Origin of the sequence: Salmonella sp. A7 (genome assembly GCF_020181675.1) — a bacterium.
Taxonomy (GTDB): Bacteria; Pseudomonadota; Gammaproteobacteria; order Enterobacterales; family Enterobacteriaceae; genus Salmonella; species Salmonella enterica.
The window spans coordinates 373,503-390,509 of record NZ_CP084001.1; the positions used below are offsets into that span (position 1 = coordinate 373,503).

General features: G+C 54.5%; 14 protein-coding genes. 12 read left to right on the forward strand and 2 right to left on the reverse strand.

Annotation, left to right across the window (positions count from 1 at the left end; genetic code table 11):
* Positions 1-105: 105 nt before the first annotated feature.
* The 12 genes from LCS67_RS01665 to trpS all read left to right on the forward strand — a co-directional run bounded on the left by LCS67_RS01665 (position 106) and on the right by trpS (position 10,391).
* Positions 106-885: a hypothetical protein gene (locus LCS67_RS01665; protein WP_000874742.1), complete on the forward strand. Its 780-nt coding sequence runs from the start codon at positions 106-108 to the stop codon at positions 883-885.
* Entirely contained in the window at positions 885-1,424 is a 540-nt protein-coding gene (locus LCS67_RS01670) for a PilN domain-containing protein (protein ID WP_000951391.1), read from the forward strand. Before LCS67_RS01665 ends, LCS67_RS01670 begins: the two co-directional genes overlap by 1 nt.
* Positions 1,408-1,881 (forward strand): hypothetical protein, encoded by a 474-nt coding sequence (locus LCS67_RS01675; protein WP_000992473.1) that lies wholly within the window; start codon positions 1,408-1,410, stop codon positions 1,879-1,881. Before LCS67_RS01670 ends, LCS67_RS01675 begins: the two co-directional genes overlap by 17 nt.
* On the forward strand, positions 1,871-2,272 hold the full coding sequence (locus tag LCS67_RS01680) for a HofP DNA utilization family protein (protein ID WP_000648142.1): 402 nt from the start codon (positions 1,871-1,873) through the stop codon (positions 2,270-2,272). The genes LCS67_RS01675 and LCS67_RS01680 overlap by 11 nt, the downstream gene beginning before the upstream one ends.
* Positions 2,187-3,425: a DNA uptake porin HofQ gene (hofQ, locus tag LCS67_RS01685; protein WP_031567546.1), complete on the forward strand. Its 1,239-nt coding sequence runs from the start codon at positions 2,187-2,189 to the stop codon at positions 3,423-3,425. Before LCS67_RS01680 ends, hofQ begins: the two co-directional genes overlap by 86 nt.
* Before the next feature lie 464 nt (positions 3,426-3,889).
* Positions 3,890-4,411: a shikimate kinase AroK gene (gene aroK / locus LCS67_RS01690; RefSeq protein ID WP_000818621.1), complete on the forward strand. Its 522-nt coding sequence runs from the start codon at positions 3,890-3,892 to the stop codon at positions 4,409-4,411.
* Positions 4,412-4,467: 56 nt separating this feature from the next.
* Positions 4,468-5,556: a 3-dehydroquinate synthase gene (gene aroB / locus LCS67_RS01695; protein ID WP_000439821.1), complete on the forward strand. Its 1,089-nt coding sequence runs from the start codon at positions 4,468-4,470 to the stop codon at positions 5,554-5,556.
* Between the two features lie 97 nt (positions 5,557-5,653).
* Positions 5,654-6,931, forward strand: coding sequence for a cell division protein DamX (gene damX / locus LCS67_RS01700; RefSeq protein ID WP_000343143.1), 1,278 nt, complete (start codon positions 5,654-5,656; stop codon positions 6,929-6,931).
* Positions 6,932-7,111: 180 nt separating this feature from the next.
* The gene (gene dam, locus LCS67_RS01705) at positions 7,112-7,948 is read left to right on the forward strand and encodes an adenine-specific DNA-methyltransferase (RefSeq protein ID WP_000742132.1); all 837 of its coding nucleotides are present in this window, start codon (positions 7,112-7,114) and stop codon (positions 7,946-7,948) included.
* Between the two features lie 17 nt (positions 7,949-7,965).
* Positions 7,966-8,643 (forward strand): ribulose-phosphate 3-epimerase, encoded by a 678-nt coding sequence (gene rpe, locus LCS67_RS01710; RefSeq protein WP_000816283.1) that lies wholly within the window; start codon positions 7,966-7,968, stop codon positions 8,641-8,643.
* A complete protein-coding gene (gene gph, locus LCS67_RS01715; RefSeq protein ID WP_000359652.1) occupies positions 8,636-9,394 on the forward strand; it encodes a phosphoglycolate phosphatase in 759 nt (252 codons plus the stop codon). Before rpe ends, gph begins: the two co-directional genes overlap by 8 nt.
* On the forward strand, positions 9,387-10,391 hold the full coding sequence (trpS, locus tag LCS67_RS01720) for a tryptophan--tRNA ligase (protein WP_000165562.1): 1,005 nt from the start codon (positions 9,387-9,389) through the stop codon (positions 10,389-10,391). The genes gph and trpS overlap by 8 nt, the downstream gene beginning before the upstream one ends.
* A gap of 144 nt (positions 10,392-10,535) precedes the next feature.
* Here the strand turns inward: trpS and LCS67_RS01725 are convergent, their stop codons facing one another.
* Positions 10,536-10,706, reverse strand: coding sequence for a YhfL family protein (locus LCS67_RS01725; RefSeq protein ID WP_000472321.1), 171 nt, complete (start codon positions 10,704-10,706; stop codon positions 10,536-10,538).
* 193 nt (positions 10,707-10,899) lie between these two features.
* Positions 10,900-16,821 carry an autotransporter domain-containing protein gene (locus LCS67_RS01730; RefSeq protein WP_155982828.1) on the reverse strand — a complete coding sequence of 1,974 codons (5,922 nt, stop codon included), beginning with the start codon at positions 16,819-16,821 and terminating at the stop codon, positions 10,900-10,902.
* Positions 16,822-17,007: the final 186 nt, after the last annotated feature.

Consider the following 17,007-nt stretch of genomic DNA (forward strand, 5'->3'; position numbering starts at 1 on the left):
TAGTGTCATTTGGGCAGTTTATAAACAAACGCGCGGTAGTATAAAGGCAAGCCAGACGCATTGATATACCCGTTAACGCGACGGGTGATAAGGAGATCGACCGTTATGGCTTTTAAAACCTGGCAAATAGGATTGCATATTCAGCAGCATGAAGCGCTGGCCATCGCCGTTATTCGCGGCGCATCGGGCTGGTCTCTGCAACGTTGGTGGCGACTGCCGCTGATGAACGCCTCCACGGCAGAGGGTACGATTCCTGACCCGCAATCGCTGGCTCACGTACTGCGACCCTGGAGCCGCGAGCTGCCGCTACGTCACCGTATTTATCTCTCTTTTCCCGCAAATCGGACATTGCAACGCGCTTTTCCACATCCGCCGATGCGTCTGCGGGAACGTGAGCAAGTCGCATGGCTTTCACAAACGATGGCGCGTGAGCTGGATATGGATCCGGACTTATTGCGTTTCGACTTTCAGGACGATGCGCTGAGCCCCGCGTTCAACGTTACCGCCGTGCAAAGCAAAGAAATTTCAGCGCTGTTAACGCTGGCGCAAACGCTCAATGTGCGCATCGCTGCTGTAACTCCCGATGCCTGCGCGTTACAGCGCTTGCTGCCGTTTATACCTTCGGGGCGGCAATGTCTGGTCTGGCGCGATGAGAGCCAGTGGCTGTGGGCGACGCGCTATGCGTGGGGGCGTAAATCGGCGCGCGAGGCGACGACGCTGCATGATCTTGCCGCGACGTTATCCGTCGTGCCGGAACATATTTCGTTATGCGCCGAAGGCGAATTCGACCCCTGGCGCGTCGTTACCGTCCGCCAACCGCCGGTTCCGCCGGACGGTTATCGCTTTGCGATTGCGCTGGGTTTAGCCATGGGGGAGATACGCTGATGGCGCATTCTGTCAATTTGCTCCCCTGGCGGCGCCAACATTACGTAGCGCGTCTGCGGCTGTGGTGCGTGGTATGGGGCGCGTCCCTGCTGCTGATAGCAAGCCTCGCGACGATCGCCCGGTTGGTTTTTTGGCAGGAGGGGAGGATTAATGAACTGCTACTGACGGCGGAAAACGGACGCACGACGGCGCTTGCGGCGAACATACCGCAGTTGCAGCAGCGTCAGCGGCAGCAACAGGCGCGATTACAACGTCAGGCGCAGCGTGAACTGACGCAAGCCTGGCAATCTATCTTGACTGACCTTGCCAACCTGTTGCCAGAGCAGGCATGGCTGACAAGCCTCAATTATCAGCAAGAGACGCTAGAGCTGGAAGGGCTGGCGAGAACGTTTGACGCCCTGCTCACGCTTGAGACATCGCTTCGTCACTATGTCAGTTTTCCGCTAAACCGCACGGGCACCACGCGGCAGGATGCGCAAGGGCGCTGGCAGTTCCATTATCAGTTAACGAGGAGCGCCGCCCGTGAACGCGCTCTTTGATATCTGGTACGGGATGTCGCGCCGTGGTCGGGTTTTTTGTTGGTGTGCAGGCGTGCTGTGCCTGACGCTGATGGTCGCGTTATCTGTGGGCTATCCCGGCTGGAAAACGCTGGATACGCAACAAATGCGGTTAAGCCAGAAGCGCGAGGCCGCCCGGCAACAGTGGCGTCATCTGCGCCGTCTGAGCGTCGCGGCTGAACCGCTTTTCGGGCGCACCGTGGAAAATCCGCGTCCTTTTTCGCCGTTAGATTTCCAGGCTCCTCCCCTGCGTTTGCTGCACTGGCAGCCATCGGCGCAGGGGGGAGAAATGGCGCTGAAAACGTCCTGGGATGCGGTGCCGTCACTGTTTGTCCGGTTGGCCGAAAGCGAGATGAGCGTAAGTCGGTTTTCATTGCGTAGAGAGGGGGCGGAATTATTGATAACGCTGCAACTGGAGCGCCTGGCGAATGAAGGCTAGCCGTAGTGTATTGCTCTGTTTTTGTTTGCTGACGTTGACAGGAATGCGCGATCCCTTCCGCCCGCCGGAAGATCGCTGCCGGATAGCCGAACTCTCGCAGTGGCGGTATCAGGGCGCGGTGCGTAAAGGCGAGCGATGGACAGGCATTCTTAAAGACAGCCAGCAAAAATGGCGGCGAGTGGAAGAAGGGCAGACGCTGGAAAACGGTTGGACGATTGTCCGCCTGACGGCGGAAGCCTTAACGTTAACGACCGGTAAAAATTGTGCGCCGCCGCAGTGGCGGTGGCTACGTCAGGGAGCGGGCAATGAAGCGATGGATAGCCATAATACTGATAGTCTTGATGCCCGCCGCACAGGCGGGAAAAGCGGCGAAAGTGACGCTGGTGGTTGACGACGTCCCTGTGGTGCAGGTTTTGCAGACTTTAGCCGAGCAGGATCGGCAGAATCTGGTGGTGTCGCCGGACGTCAGCGGGACATTATCGCTACATCTGACGGATGTGCCGTGGAAACAGGCGCTACAGACGGTGGTCAATAGCGCGGGGTTGGTGCTGCGTCAGGAGGGGAATATTCTTCATGTTCATTCACAGGCCTGGCAGAAAGAACACAGTGCGCGGCAGGATGCCGAGCGGTTAAGGCTTCAGGCTAATTTACCGCTGGAAAACCGCAGCATTAGCCTGCAATACGCCGATGCCGCCGAACTGGCGAAAGCGGGCGAGAAACTCCTGAGCGCGAAGGGAACCATCATGGTAGATAAGCGCACCAACCGCCTGCTGTTGCGCGATAACCGCGCGGCCCTGGCGGAGCTGGAAAAATGGGTATCGCAAATGGATCTGCCGGTGGCGCAGGTGGAGCTGGCGGCGCATATCGTCACCATTAACGAAAAGAGTCTACGGGAACTGGGCGTAAAGTGGACGCTGGCTGACGCGACGCAAGCGGGCTCGGTGGGTGACGTGACGACGCTTTCCAGTGATTTATCCGTCGCCGCCGCCACCTCACGCGTCGGGTTTAACATCGGGCGCATTAACGGACGCTTGCTGGATCTGGAGCTGTCAGCGCTGGAGCAAAAGCAGCAGTTGGATATTATCGCCAGCCCCCGGCTGCTGGCTTCCCATCTGCAGCCAGCCAGTATCAAGCAAGGCAGCGAAATTCCTTATCAGGTTTCCAGCGGCGAAAGCGGCGCGACCTCCGTGGAATTTAAAGAAGCGGTGCTGGGAATGGAGGTGACGCCCACCGTTTTGCAAAAAGGGCGCATCCGCCTGAAGTTACATATCAGCCAGAATGTCCCCGGTCAGGTACTACAACAGGCTGATGGTGAAGTGCTGGCGATAGATAAACAGGAAATTGAAACGCAGGTAGAGGTAAAAAGCGGCGAGACGCTGGCGCTGGGCGGTATTTTTTCGCGAAAAAATAAATCGGGTAGCGATAGCGTGCCGCTGCTGGGGGATATTCCCTGGCTTGGTCAGCTCTTCCGCCATGACGGCAAAGAGGACGAGCGACGCGAATTAGTGGTGTTTATCACCCCCAGACTGGTGGCGACAGAATAATTTATGCATAAAAAAGCGCTGTTTTTGCACTGAACGCATCTGCGGGATTTGACGTGCGGATGTATTTAGCATACAAGGAGTACCGATTTGAGAGTCGTGCTTTTCGTTGCTGACGCATTGATTAATGCGCTTTGCCTTGCCGAAGGTGTGCATAAGACCGATGATAAACGGCTGAATGTCCGCTGATGCAGACGTATTGGTTCTGCGAATTGCGCACAATTGTTTGAAAGTAGAGCAATTTGTAGGCCGGATATGTTGTTCTGGTCGCCATCCGGCAACGCTAACTCGGGTTTTGCAACAATCAGGCTTGGTGATTTATTCAGTTGCCAAACCCGCTTGAGTATTGAGATAATTTTCAGTCTGACTCTCGCAATATCTTATGAGGTTTCAGTTCATGTCCTGCTGCGCTGGGTGTCTGTGAAGCGGGTTTACCATTAACGAATAGTCTTAGTAGTACCGAAAAAATGGCAGAGAAACGCAATATCTTTCTGGTTGGGCCTATGGGTGCCGGAAAAAGCACTATTGGGCGCCAGTTAGCTCAACAACTCAATATGGAATTTTACGATTCTGATCAAGAGATTGAGAAACGAACCGGAGCTGATGTGGGCTGGGTCTTCGATGTTGAAGGTGAAGACGGCTTCCGTAATCGTGAAGAAAAAGTTATCAACGAATTGACGGAAAAACAGGGTATTGTGCTGGCAACCGGCGGTGGCTCTGTAAAATCGCGTGAAACGCGTAACCGTCTCTCCGCGCGTGGCGTCGTGGTCTACCTTGAAACGACCATCGAAAAACAACTGGCGCGCACGCAGCGTGATAAAAAACGCCCGCTGTTGCAGGTTGAAGCACCGCCTCGCGAAGTTCTGGAAGCGCTGGCTAACGAACGCAATCCGCTGTACGAAGAGATTGCCGACGTCACCATTCGCACCGACGATCAAAGCGCTAAGGTTGTGGCAAACCAGATTATTCATATGCTGGAAAGCAACTAATTCAAGCAGAATACGCTGGGTAAGCGGGCACAAGTAACTAAGGTGGATGTCGCGTCATGGAGAGGATTACAGTCACTCTCGGGGAACGTAGTTACCCGATCACCATCGCGGCTGGTTTGTTTAACGAACCAGCTTCATTCTTGCCGCTGAAATCAGGCGATCAGGTCATGTTAGTGACCAACGAAACCCTGGCGCCGCTTTATCTGGACAAGGTTCGCGGCGTACTCGAACGGGCAGGCGTTAACGTAGACAGCGTGATTCTTCCTGACGGCGAGCAGTATAAGAGCCTGACGGTGCTGGATACGGTGTTTACGGCGTTACTGAAAAAACCGCATGGTCGTGATACCACGCTGGTCGCGCTTGGCGGCGGCGTGATTGGCGATCTCACCGGTTTTGCGGCGGCCAGCTACCAGCGAGGCGTACGTTTCATCCAGGTGCCAACTACCTTACTGTCGCAGGTTGATTCTTCCGTGGGCGGGAAAACCGCCGTCAACCATCCCCTTGGCAAAAACATGATTGGCGCGTTTTACCAACCCGCTTCTGTGGTTGTCGATCTTGATTGCCTGAAAACGCTTCCCGCACGCGAACTGGCATCGGGACTGGCAGAGGTGATCAAATACGGCATTATACTCGACGCAGACTTCTTCACCTGGCTTGAGGAGAATCTGGATGCGCTATTGCGTCTGGACGGCCCGGCGATGGCGTACTGTATTCGTCGTTGTTGCGAGCTGAAAGCCGAAGTTGTTGCCGCCGACGAGCGTGAAGCGGGCTTACGTGCTTTACTGAATCTTGGACATACCTTTGGCCACGCCATTGAAGCGGAAATGGGATATGGCAATTGGTTACATGGTGAAGCCGTTGCCGCAGGTATAGTGATGGCTGCGCGCGCATCCGAGCGTTTGGGGCAGTTCAGTTCTGCTGATACGCAGCGCATCATCGCTCTACTCGAACGGGCCGGGTTGCCAGTCAATGGCCCTTGCGAGATGTCCGCGCAGGACTATTTGCCGCACATGCTGCGAGATAAAAAAGTGTTAGCGGGGGAGCTGCGTTTAGTGCTTCCGCTGGCCATAGGGAAAAGTGAAGTGCGCGGCGGAGTGTCGCACGAAGTCGTTCTTAGCGCGATTGCTGACTGTCAGCAGGCGTAACAATAAGAAAGGTCAGACTGATATTGCGTAGATGTCAGTCTTTTAGCTTCAGGTTATGTGCAATGTCGTAAGCATTAACCTTTGAGTGGGGTGTTAAATGGATGAATTCAAACCAGAAGACGAGCTGAAACCCGATCCCAGCGATCGTCGTACTGGTCGTTCTCGTCAATCTTCAGAACGCGATAATGAGCCACAGATCAACTTTGATGACGTTGATCTGGATGCCGACGATCGCCGTCCGACGCGTACGCGTAAAGCGCGTAGTGAAGAACCTGAAGTTGAAGAAGAGTACGAATCCGATGAAGACGATACGGTGGACGAAGAGCGTGTTGAACGCCGTCCACGTAAGCGTAAAAAAGCGGCCCATAAGCCAGCCTCTCGTCAGTACATGATGATGGGCGTTGGCGTACTGGTGCTGCTGCTATTGATTATCGGTATCGGCTCCGCGCTGAAAGCCCCCTCAACGTCTTCCAGCGAGCCGTCGGCCTCTGGCGAAAAGAGTATCGATCTTTCCGGTAACGCCGCCGATCAGGCGAATGCGACCCAGCCTGCGCCGGGCGCCACCTCCGCAGAACAAACCGCGGGCAATACGTCGCAGGATATTTCGTTGCCGCCGATTTCTTCAACGCCGACGCAGGGACAGTCGCCTGTGGTCGCTGACGGTCAGCAGCGCGTGGAAGTGCAGGGCGATCTGAATAATGCGCTGACGCAGAATCCAGAGCAGATGAACAATGTTGCGGTGAACTCTACGTTGCCGACAGAGCCTGCCACCGTCGCGCCAGTTCGCAATGGCAGCACGACGCGTCAGGCGGCGGTTAGCGAACCTGCCGAGCGTCATACCACGCGTCCGGAACGTAAACAGGCCGTCATTGAACCTAAGAAACCGCAGACCACGGCGAAAACCACGACTGCGGAACCGAAGAAACCGGTCGCGCCAGTGAAACGCACGGAACCGGCAGCGCCAGCCGCGACGCCGAAAGCGACCACCACGACGGCTGCGCCGACAGCGACGGCAAGCACTGCGCCGGTACAAACCGCGAAGCCAGCGCAAGCCTCGACAACGCCTGTCGCAGGCGGCGGAAAAAGCGCCGGCAACGTTGGCGCGTTAAAGAGCGCGCCATCCAGCCACTACACATTGCAGCTCAGTAGTTCTTCAAATTACGACAACCTGAACGGTTGGGCGAAGAAAGAGAACCTGAAAAATTATGTGGTATACGAGACGACGCGTAATGGACAGCCGTGGTATGTGCTGGTAACGGGGATGTATGCTTCGAAAGAAGATGCTAAACGTGCGGTGTCCACCTTACCTGCCGATGTGCAGGCGAAAAACCCGTGGGCAAAACCGTTGCATCAGGTTCAGGCCGATCTGAAATAATCCAGGCTGTGTCCTGCAATTGCCTGTGAGTGTCGCTGACAGCTATTTTTGTTCAGGACAGGCGCGAGGGGCGCATTTGCTACCGTCAAATGCGCCGTAAAGCAACGCGGCACAGCCTAAAGCGCAGGATGCTGTCGGAGCTTTCTCCACAGCCGGAGAAGGTGTAATTAGTTAGTCAGCATGAAAAAAAATCGCGCTTTTTTGAAGTGGGCAGGGGGAAAATACCCTCTGCTTGATGATATCAAACGACATTTGCCAAAAGGCGAGTGCCTTGTCGAACCTTTTGTGGGTGCCGGATCGGTGTTTCTTAACACCGACTTTTCTCGTTATATCCTCGCCGATATCAACAGCGACCTTATTAGCCTCTATAACATCGTGAAGTTACGTACTGACGAGTACGTACAGGCTTCGCGCGAGCTGTTTATGCCTGAAACTAACCAGGCTGAGGTCTATTACCAACTCCGTGAGGAGTTCAACACCTGCCAGGACCCCTTTCGTCGGGCGGTACTGTTTTTATATCTGAACCGCTACGGTTATAACGGACTCTGTCGCTATAACTTGCGCGGGGAATTTAATGTACCGTTTGGTCGTTATAAAAGACCTTACTTCCCGGAAGCGGAGTTGTACCACTTTGCAGAAAAAGCGCAGAATGCGTTCTTTTACTGTGAGTCATACGCAGACAGTATGGCGCGTGCGGACAAGTCGTCGGTGGTCTATTGCGATCCGCCTTATGCGCCGTTGTCCGCCACGGCTAACTTCACAGCGTATCACACCAATAGTTTTAGCCTGACGCAACAAGCGCATCTGGCGGAAATCGCTGAGAATCTGGTCAGTAACCGGATACCGGTGCTCATTTCCAACCATGATACGGCGCTCACACGCGAGTGGTATCAACTCGCAAAATTGCATGTCGTCAAAGTTAGACGCAGTATAAGCAGCAACGGCGGCACACGTAAAAAGGTGGACGAACTGCTGGCTCTGTACCAACCAGGAGTCGCCACGCCTGCAAGAAAATAATTCTCAAGGAGAAGCGGATGAAACAGTATTTGATTGCCCCCTCAATTCTGTCGGCTGATTTTGCTCGCCTGGGTGAAGACACCGCCAAAGCGCTGGCTGCCGGTGCTGATGTTGTACACTTTGACGTCATGGATAATCACTATGTGCCGAACCTGACTATCGGCCCGATGGTGCTGAAATCCCTGCGTCAGTACGGTATTACCGCGCCTATTGATGTCCACCTGATGGTCAAGCCAGTCGACCGTATCGTGCCCGACTTTGCCGCCGCTGGCGCGAGCATCATTACCTTTCACCCGGAAGCCTCCGAACATGTTGACCGCACGCTACAGCTGATTAAAGAGCACGGCTGTAAAGCGGGGCTGGTATTCAACCCGGCAACGCCGCTCAGTTATCTCGATTACGTCATGGACAAACTGGATGTGATCCTGCTGATGTCCGTGAACCCAGGCTTCGGCGGCCAGTCTTTTATTCCGCAGACGCTGGATAAACTGCGCGAAGTGCGACGCCGCATTGATGCGTCCGGTTACGACATTCGCCTGGAAGTGGATGGCGGAGTGAAGGTGAACAATATCGGCGAGATCGCCGCAGCAGGCGCGGACATGTTTGTTGCGGGGTCGGCAATTTTCGATAAGCCCGACTACAAAAAAGTGATTGATGAAATGCGCAGTGAGCTGGCAAAGGTAAGTCATGGATAAGTTGCAGAATATTCGGGGCGTCGCCTTTGATCTTGACGGCACGCTGGTGGATAGCGCGCCGGGTCTTGCCGCTGCGGTGGATATGGCGCTGTATGCGCTGGAACTGCCGGTCGCGGGCGAGGAGCGCGTGATTACCTGGATTGGTAACGGCGCAGACGTATTGATGGAACGCGCGCTGACCTGGGCTCGCGAGGAGCGCGCCACGCTGCGTAAGACGATGGGGAAACCGCCCGTTGATGAAGATATTCCTGCCGAGGAACAGGTACGCATTCTGCGTAAACTGTTCGACAGGTATTATGGCGAAGTGGCGGAAGAAGGCACCTTTTTATTTCCGCATGTCGCCGACACGCTGGGCGCGCTGCACGCCAGCGGATTGTCATTAGGTTTGGTGACCAACAAACCGACGCCGTTCGTCGCGCCGTTGCTGGAATCGCTTGATATCGCCAAATACTTTAGTGTGGTTATCGGCGGCGATGATGTGCAAAATAAGAAGCCGCATCCGGAGCCGCTGTTGCTGGTGGCAAGCCGGCTGGGCATGATGCCGGAGCAGATGCTTTTTGTCGGCGATTCGCGTAATGATATTCAGGCTGCAAAAGCGGCGGGCTGCCCTTCGGTTGGCCTGACATACGGCTACAATTATGGCGAAGCGATCGCTCTTAGCGAGCCGGACGTCATTTATGACAGTTTTAACGATCTTTTGCCCGCACTTGGGCTTCCGCATAGCGATAACCAGGAAATAAAAAATGACTAAGCCCATCGTTTTTAGTGGCGCACAGCCCTCAGGTGAATTGACCATTGGCAACTATATGGGGGCATTGCGTCAGTGGGTAAACATGCAGGATGACTATCATTGCATCTACTGCATCGTAGACCAACATGCTATTACCGTGCGTCAGGACGCGCAGCAGCTACGTAAAGCGACGCTGGATACGCTGGCGCTGTACCTGGCATGTGGTATTGATCCTGAAAAGAGCACTATTTTCGTTCAGTCCCATGTGCCGGAACATGCGCAGCTTGGCTGGGCGCTGAACTGCTATACCTATTTCGGCGAGCTGAGCCGTATGACGCAGTTTAAAGATAAATCTGCGCGCTATGCGGAAAACATTAACGCCGGCCTGTTTGATTACCCGGTGCTGATGGCGGCAGACATCCTGTTGTACCAAACCAATCTGGTGCCGGTAGGCGAAGATCAGAAGCAGCATCTGGAACTGAGCCGCGATATCGCCCAGCGTTTCAACGGGCTGTATGGCGATATTTTCAAAGTACCGGAACCGTTTATTCCAAAATCCGGCGCGCGCGTGATGTCGCTGCTGGAGCCGACAAAGAAAATGTCCAAATCGGACGATAATCGTAATAACGTGATCGGCCTGCTGGAAGATCCGAAATCGGTAGTGAAGAAAATCAAACGAGCGGTCACTGACTCCGACGAGCCGCCGGTAGTGCGTTATGATGTGAAAGAGAAAGCGGGTGTCTCTAACCTGCTGGATATTCTTTCCGCCGTGACCGGTCAGAGCATTCCTGAACTGGAAAAACAGTTTGAAGGTAAAATGTATGGCCATTTGAAAGGCGAAGTGGCGGAGGCGGTTTCCGGAATGTTGTCTGAGTTGCAGGAGCGCTATCATCGTTTCCGCAACGACGAAGCGTTCTTGCAGAAGGTGATGAAAGACGGGGCGGAAAAAGCCAGCGCACGTGCGGCCGAAACGCTGAAAGCCGTTTACGAAGCCATTGGCTTTGTGGCGAAACCGTAAGGGGTATTGCGTGCCCGATGGCGCGAGCTTATCGGGCCTACAAACGAGCGTAAGTTGGACAAGGCATCTGCGCCGTACCGTTTATCTGACCTGTAAAAAAACCGGGAAAATCCCGGTTTTTTTGTATCTGCGCAGTCGTTTCTATTATTGATCGGCAGCCGGGCCGCAACCACCAATAATTTTAGAAATAGAAATTGCAGGGTGCAGCAAATAATCGTAGCTGCAGTTGTTTTTTTTGTTTTCGATATGACCGGTACAGGCGGTGAGCGTTGCCAGAACCCCTGCCACAATGGCAATTTTTACAAATTTGAACATGTCAAAATCCTTGTTGATAAAACGAACACTAATGGTGGAATAAATATAAGATCTATTTAGCGTATAGTACGATAGCAATTAATAAACCATGCAGGTAGTCCAAATAAGGACTTCATCTTTACCTGGAAATCTGATTTAAAAAAGGCCGCTTAATAATAAGCGGCCTGTATTAGTGTTATATAATGTCGTTTATTTAACGAAATGTTTTCTTAACGTTAAGCATAAAGCCTTTATCGCTGATACCGTCTTCCTTCCACTGGTACGCATCCAGATGTAGCGCAGTATCATTGCTGCTATATTTCACGCCGATGGTTGCCAGGCCATTAACGCCGCCGCCTTTTTGACCGTCATCTATGCCGAACGATTGACCCGTCGCACCCTGTAATGACGCTGTACGCTGGCTCTTGCTGTAGCTCAGGTTCGGGCCACCTTCCAGGGTAGCGGTGGCGCTCCAACCGTCTTTCCCGGCGTAATCCAGCTTCAGACCGACAAGAGAGTCTACCGCCGTTTCGTTGCCAGAGTTCATGGACAGGTTAAAATCTCCGGCGCTGCGCTCTTTGTAGCCATCTTCCATGGTGTGGCGGAATTTCACCCCGGCATACGGCGTGACTTTCAGCGTATCACTCATCAGAGTGAAGGTTTTTGCCCCTTCGCTGCGGAACTCAAGGTACTGCTGACGTACGTCGGAATCCGCCACCTTGTTGGTGTCGCCGTAAGAGACGGAGCGACTGCTGTCCAGGTTATGCACGTCATAACGCAGGCTGTTATTCCACGCCAGACCTTCTTCAAACGCCATGCTGTGCTTCAGGCCGAAGAACTGACTGTAGCCGCCGGTCAGGCCGTTATCGCCCGCGGTTTTTGAACCGTCGCCATCCAGACGCGCAATACCGTACTCCAGCGTCAGATTCTGGCTTGTGGTCAAATCCAGCTTCTGGCGCAGCGCCAGCATGTCGTACTGAGTGTCGTTGCCCAGTTCAGCGCGCGGATCGCCTTTCGCCACTACGTTAAACGCCAGGCCGTCTTTAATCTGCGGGGCCGCGTCGGCCAGCATGTTAAAGCGGTTACTGAGGATGCGCGCTTCGCGGAACACGGTGGTGGCCTGAGCGCCGCTGACCTGTTTCAGAGCGTTGTTCAGTTCGGCGGTGGTGCCAACGTTGAGGCTGGTATACAGCTCGTTGTTGGTGTAACCGGCGTCGAGCGCACTCGCCACGCCGGAGACGCTGGCGTCGGTCGCCACATCGGCATAGGCGTTTTTGGTCATGGTGACGTCAACGTTGCCGTCGCTGTCCTGGCTTCCCTGCGCGTTCCACACCACGGTGGTGGACTGGATAGCGCCGGCGTCAGACAGGTTGCTGCCTTCGACCACGTTGTCGAAGCTGACGGTGGTGTCGGCGGTACCTGCGGCAAAGCCGGTGTTGATTTCCACGCCGTTCATGCTGGCGTTGCTGACCTTGAGCTTACCGGCGCTGCCGTCGGCGCTGGTGCCGACCACGTAGCCGGACAGGTTGTTGGTGGTGGATGAGCCTGCGCTGTCGCCGGTGGTCACGGTCGCCATGCCATCGTTAATGGTCGGTTCCGTTGGCGCAATGAAGTCAACATAATGCACTTCCGTACCGTCGCCGTTTTCACCGCTGCCTTCGATGGTTTTACCGCTCTGCTTGATAAAGCCGGAGCCGGTTACGCTGTCATCAATATAGACCGTACCGTTGTTGACGATATGGCCGTTGCTGCTCAGTTGACTGAATGCATAAGAATTGCTGGCGTAGATATTGATAGTGCCGTTGTTTTCGATAACCGCATCGGATTTGGCATCAGACTCAAGCTGCATCCCGACCATGCCGGTCTGCGTGGTGCCTTTAGTACCGACGTTAATTTCACCGTTGTTGACCATCTTCGCGCTGCCATGCGCCGACATCGCCACATTGCCGGTTTTATCAATGTTGATGGTGCCGTCGTTAATCGCCTTGCTGCCGCCGTTATTTTTCGCCGTGGTGATCTGCCCGTTAATAACACCGGTGCTGCCGTTATACAGGGTGTGCCCGCTCCCGCCGGTGGCGATATCGGCATCGCTATTCACCGTTCCCCAGTTATTGAAGGCGCCAGCCCACAGGCCGTCGTTTATTAGCGTTACAACGCCGCCTTCGAGGTTATTAAACGTACCGCCTTTATCAACAGAACCATTGTTGATGATCCCTGCGTTATTAACGGTTGCGGCACCGGTAAAGTTCAGCTTATCGATTTCGCCGCCTGAGTAGTTATTCAGTACCGTACTGCCCGATGCGCCGACCCAGGCCGACACTGTGCCTGTGTTATTCATGGTGCTGGCCCACTGCTCAACCGCGTTCATGGAGCCGCTGTTGTTGATAATGGAACCCGCTACCGTGGTCCCCGTTTTCCCGGTCACGGTGCCGGTATTGTTGAACACGCCGCCGTCTACGGAAACGGCAGCCGTTGTTCCCTCGTTGGTATAGACGCCGCCTTTGTCGATGCCGACGCTGCTGATGCTGCCGGTGGACTCGTTGGTGACATCACCGTAATTTCTGACGGTGACCTTGCCGCCGCTGACGATGCCTGCGTTGGTGACGTGTACGGTCTGCGTTGCGATCGGACTGGTGATAATGGTTTCGCCAGTAAGCGTTTCACCTGCGGCGGTAATGACATCGCCATCAGCAAAAGCCAGGGAGACGTTGCTGTCGGTCGGGTTGTACTGGTCGCTGCTCTGACAGTTGCTGTCAAAGCACACGGTGCCGTAGTTAATCACGCTGCTGTTGTTGTCGGCCAGGAACGGTTTACCGTAAGAGGCATCGATATTGATGGTGCCAGTGGTATCGTTGATGACGGTCCCGCCGTTGAGCGCCGCCATGCCGACCAGCTGGTTATCATCAATTTTGGTGACGCCCTCATCGGCGGTGAGATTAATGGTGCCCTGGTTAATGGCGGTGCCGCCATTGAGCGCCATCATGCCGAACCCGGCGTTATTTACGTTAATGGTGCCGGTATTGGTGGCTGTGGCGTCGCCGTCACCGCCATCAGTTGAGCCTGCGACCATACCTGCACTGGTGAGATAGAGCGATGACGGATGCCAGTAGCTTGTGCTGGTAATATCACCTTCATCGTCCAGCGTCGGGACAAAACCATCCAGATAAATATCGCCTGCGTTTAGCGCCGCTCCTTTGATGGCGCTAACGCCATATACGCCTGCGCCCTGCAAATGGATGGCGGCGTCTTCATCATTGACAACATCGCCATATCCAGAAGCGAGCATTGCATAGAAGGTATGGTTGTACCATTTCAGCGGGAAAAAGGAAAAACCTTTATATTTTACAGGTTGCTGGTCAGATATGATGGTGATATCACCGCCAGATTGGTTATGAATTACCGAACCTGCGTCGTCGGCGCGGGCAACGGCAGTACGATCGTCGCCGCCGCCGTTACTGGTTGCGTAAACCAGGATCTCACCGCTGTTGCTGATAGTTGCGCCATTGTCGACGCGCATAATGGAATAGACGCCGTGGCTTGTGATATCGCCCTGGTTCGCAATTGATGAATTTTCTCCGTTAGCGACTAATAGCGCATTGTTAATGGAAGCGCTAACATCTATATAATTGACATTAATATCAATGATTGAATTGTCATCCAGAATCAGAGAACCGCCGTTGCTGACCTTGGCCAGTGTGACAGCGCCTCCTATCATGGTGGCTGTATCTATTGTGGACTGACCGCTTAGCGTAACTTCGCTGTCGCCGTTGAGATTGATGCCTGTGACGATGCTGACCGAGCCATCCGTATTCTGGCTATGGGTAATGCTAATACCGCCGCGGATATCTACGTTGTTACCCTCGCCCGTAACGTTCAGACCGATAACGCTCAACGCTTGTCCACTGACTGTCGACAGATCGCCGACGTTGATGTCAAATGTGCCATCAAGGGTGATATCGTTGTTGGCGCCGTTAACGGTGACGCCGGTTAGCGGGGTATCGCCGGCGATCAAAGAATTTTGCTCGAACTCAGCGCTCATATTCACGTTGCCTGCGATATTGACGGTGTTGCTGTCGCCGCTCACGTTTACGCCCGTCGCGCCGCGGAATACGCCATCGCTGTCCTGCACGGAAATAACGTTAATATCGCCATCCAGCGTAACCTGTGACGTATTGCCGCTCACCAGCGCGCCGGTGCCGTTGAGGCTGACGTTAATATTCCCTTTGTTGCGGAAGGCGTTTTGTTCGCCAGCGACCACAAAACCCACCGAGTCCTGATCGCGGACGGTGGCGTTACCGGTATTTTTTGCTTCATTTCCGGTGCCGTAGGTGATGATACCCATCGCGCCGTCGGTGACCAGCAGATCGCCCGCCTGGGTCAGACTGCCGTTGTCGCCATTGATAACTACAGCGGCAGAGCCTGCGCCATCCACTGCGATATCGCCGGTATTGGCGATACGGGCCTTACTGCCGTCAATTCGCGTACCGGTCGCGCCGCCGGAGATGGTCTGATCGCCTTCATTGATAATGAGCGTGTTATCGCCATCGACATACAACGCAGCGGACCCCGCGCCGCTGACGGTGGTGTCCCCGACATTATCGATAACCGCGTTGTCGCCGATAATATGGCCGCCGGTGGCGCCGTCGGTGATGGTCATATCGCCGTCGTTGCTGACGCGCGCGTTATTGCCGTCAATGGTGGTGCCAGTGGAGCCTGCGCCGCTGATACTGGAAGTACCGGTATTCTGAACCGTGGCGTTGTCGCCATCGATGATGATGGCGGTGCCGCCGCCGCTCACGGTAATGTCGCCGGAAAAATCGGTGGTGGTATTATTACCGGAAATCAGCGCGCCGATGGCGTTGTCTACCGTTGAATGGCCCGAAATGGTGTTGGTGGTGCCGTCGCCGGAGATCACCATGCCGGTGGCGCCGTCGGTCACACTGGAGTCCCCGGTGAGCGTGTTGACGGTTCGATCGCCGGAAATAATCACGCCGGTGCGATCCTGGCCGCTGATATCCATGCCGCGATCGGAGGTATGCGATTCGCCGTCGCCGGTGATAACCGTGGTGTTATCGTCGGCAATAATCAGATAGCCCCGGCTGTCGTACTTCCAGTAGAGACCGTTTTCCTGGGTGCCTTCAATCACGGCGGCATTGGCGTCAGTCACGTCCCAGCCGGTGACGTTCAGCGTTTTGCCGTCTTCGGTGGTCAACTGCCACTGGTCATCCTGTTCTGAATAATTCCACACGGCGCCCTCGAGAACGCTGCCGTTATCCAGTTTGAAGCTATCGAAGGCCAGGGTGTCTTTGCCTTTATCGATGGTGACGCCGTTGCTGAAGGTAGTAACAGAATTATCTGTGGGTGTGTCGTCGTCATCGCCGCTATCGTCAGGCGGGGTTACATCGTCATCGCCGCTATCGTCAGGCGGGGTTACATCATCATCGCCGCTATCGTCAGGCGGGGTCACATCGTCATCGCCGCTATCATCGGGCGGGGTCACATCATCATCGCCGCTATCGTCAGGCGGGGTCACATCGTCATCGCCGCTATCGTCAGGCGGGGTCACATCGTCATCGCCGCTATCGTCTGGCGGGGTCACATCGTCATCGCCGCTATCGTCAGGCGGGGTTACATCGTCATCACCGCTATCATCGGGTGGGGTCACATCGTCATCGCCGCTATCGTCAGGCGGGGTTACATCGTCATCGCCGCTATCATCGGGCGGGGTGACATCGTCATCGCCGCTATCATCAGGCGGGGTCACATCGTCATCGCCACCATCGTCGGGCGGGGTGACGCTGCCGCCATCGTCGGGCGGAGTGACGTTGCCTCCATTGTCGGGCGTAGGGGGGGTATAAGAATGAGTAGAATCTCCGCCACCGTTATTTTCAACGCCAATAGCCACACCTGCGACCAGCGCAGCAACGCCGCCAGCAACCCAGCCCCAGTGATTATCATTTTCAGGTAATGTAGCAAGGCAGGTCGGTGAGAGTTTTGCGCGTTTTTCTTTAGGCAGGGAGGAGATATTACTGGGACATTCTTTTTCATCATCGTTATTTTCTGCGGCGATGGCCGGAATGTAATAACTTTGTAGCGTTAAAGCGATCGCGATAGAAATAAGTTTTTTCTTTTGCATAGGGTTCATCCTTAATTAATATTTTCCTTGCGTACTAAACATATGCAGAGAGCGATACAGGCAATGATGAAATGGCCAGAAGAAAATTATGCTTTAGTGTTTATTTTATCACCCGATAACCAGGTCAGGTCAAATTGAGTGCTTAACGGTGTTATTTATTAGGTGAATGAATGATAGGGGAATTTG

What these genes read in the sequence shown, in the direction of transcription:
- LCS67_RS01665 (WP_000874742.1), top strand. Translation starts at nt 106, where the DNA reads ATGGCTTTTAAAACCTGGCAAATAGGATTGCATATTCAGCAGCATGAA.
- LCS67_RS01670 (WP_000951391.1), top strand. Translation starts at nt 885, where the DNA reads ATGGCGCATTCTGTCAATTTGCTCCCCTGGCGGCGCCAACATTACGTA.
- LCS67_RS01680 (WP_000648142.1), top strand. Translation starts at nt 1,871, where the DNA reads ATGAAGGCTAGCCGTAGTGTATTGCTCTGTTTTTGTTTGCTGACGTTG.
- hofQ (WP_031567546.1), top strand. Translation starts at nt 2,187, where the DNA reads ATGAAGCGATGGATAGCCATAATACTGATAGTCTTGATGCCCGCCGCA.
- aroK (WP_000818621.1), top strand. Translation starts at nt 3,890, where the DNA reads ATGGCAGAGAAACGCAATATCTTTCTGGTTGGGCCTATGGGTGCCGGA.
- aroB (WP_000439821.1), top strand. Translation starts at nt 4,468, where the DNA reads ATGGAGAGGATTACAGTCACTCTCGGGGAACGTAGTTACCCGATCACC.
- damX (WP_000343143.1), top strand. Translation starts at nt 5,654, where the DNA reads ATGGATGAATTCAAACCAGAAGACGAGCTGAAACCCGATCCCAGCGAT.
- dam (WP_000742132.1), top strand. Translation starts at nt 7,112, where the DNA reads ATGAAAAAAAATCGCGCTTTTTTGAAGTGGGCAGGGGGAAAATACCCT.
- rpe (WP_000816283.1), top strand. Translation starts at nt 7,966, where the DNA reads ATGAAACAGTATTTGATTGCCCCCTCAATTCTGTCGGCTGATTTTGCT.
- gph (WP_000359652.1), top strand. Translation starts at nt 8,636, where the DNA reads ATGGATAAGTTGCAGAATATTCGGGGCGTCGCCTTTGATCTTGACGGC.
- trpS (WP_000165562.1), top strand. Translation starts at nt 9,387, where the DNA reads ATGACTAAGCCCATCGTTTTTAGTGGCGCACAGCCCTCAGGTGAATTG.
- LCS67_RS01725 (WP_000472321.1), bottom strand. Translation starts at nt 10,706, where the DNA reads ATGTTCAAATTTGTAAAAATTGCCATTGTGGCAGGGGTTCTGGCAACG.
- LCS67_RS01730 (WP_155982828.1), bottom strand. Translation starts at nt 16,821, where the DNA reads ATGCAAAAGAAAAAACTTATTTCTATCGCGATCGCTTTAACGCTACAA.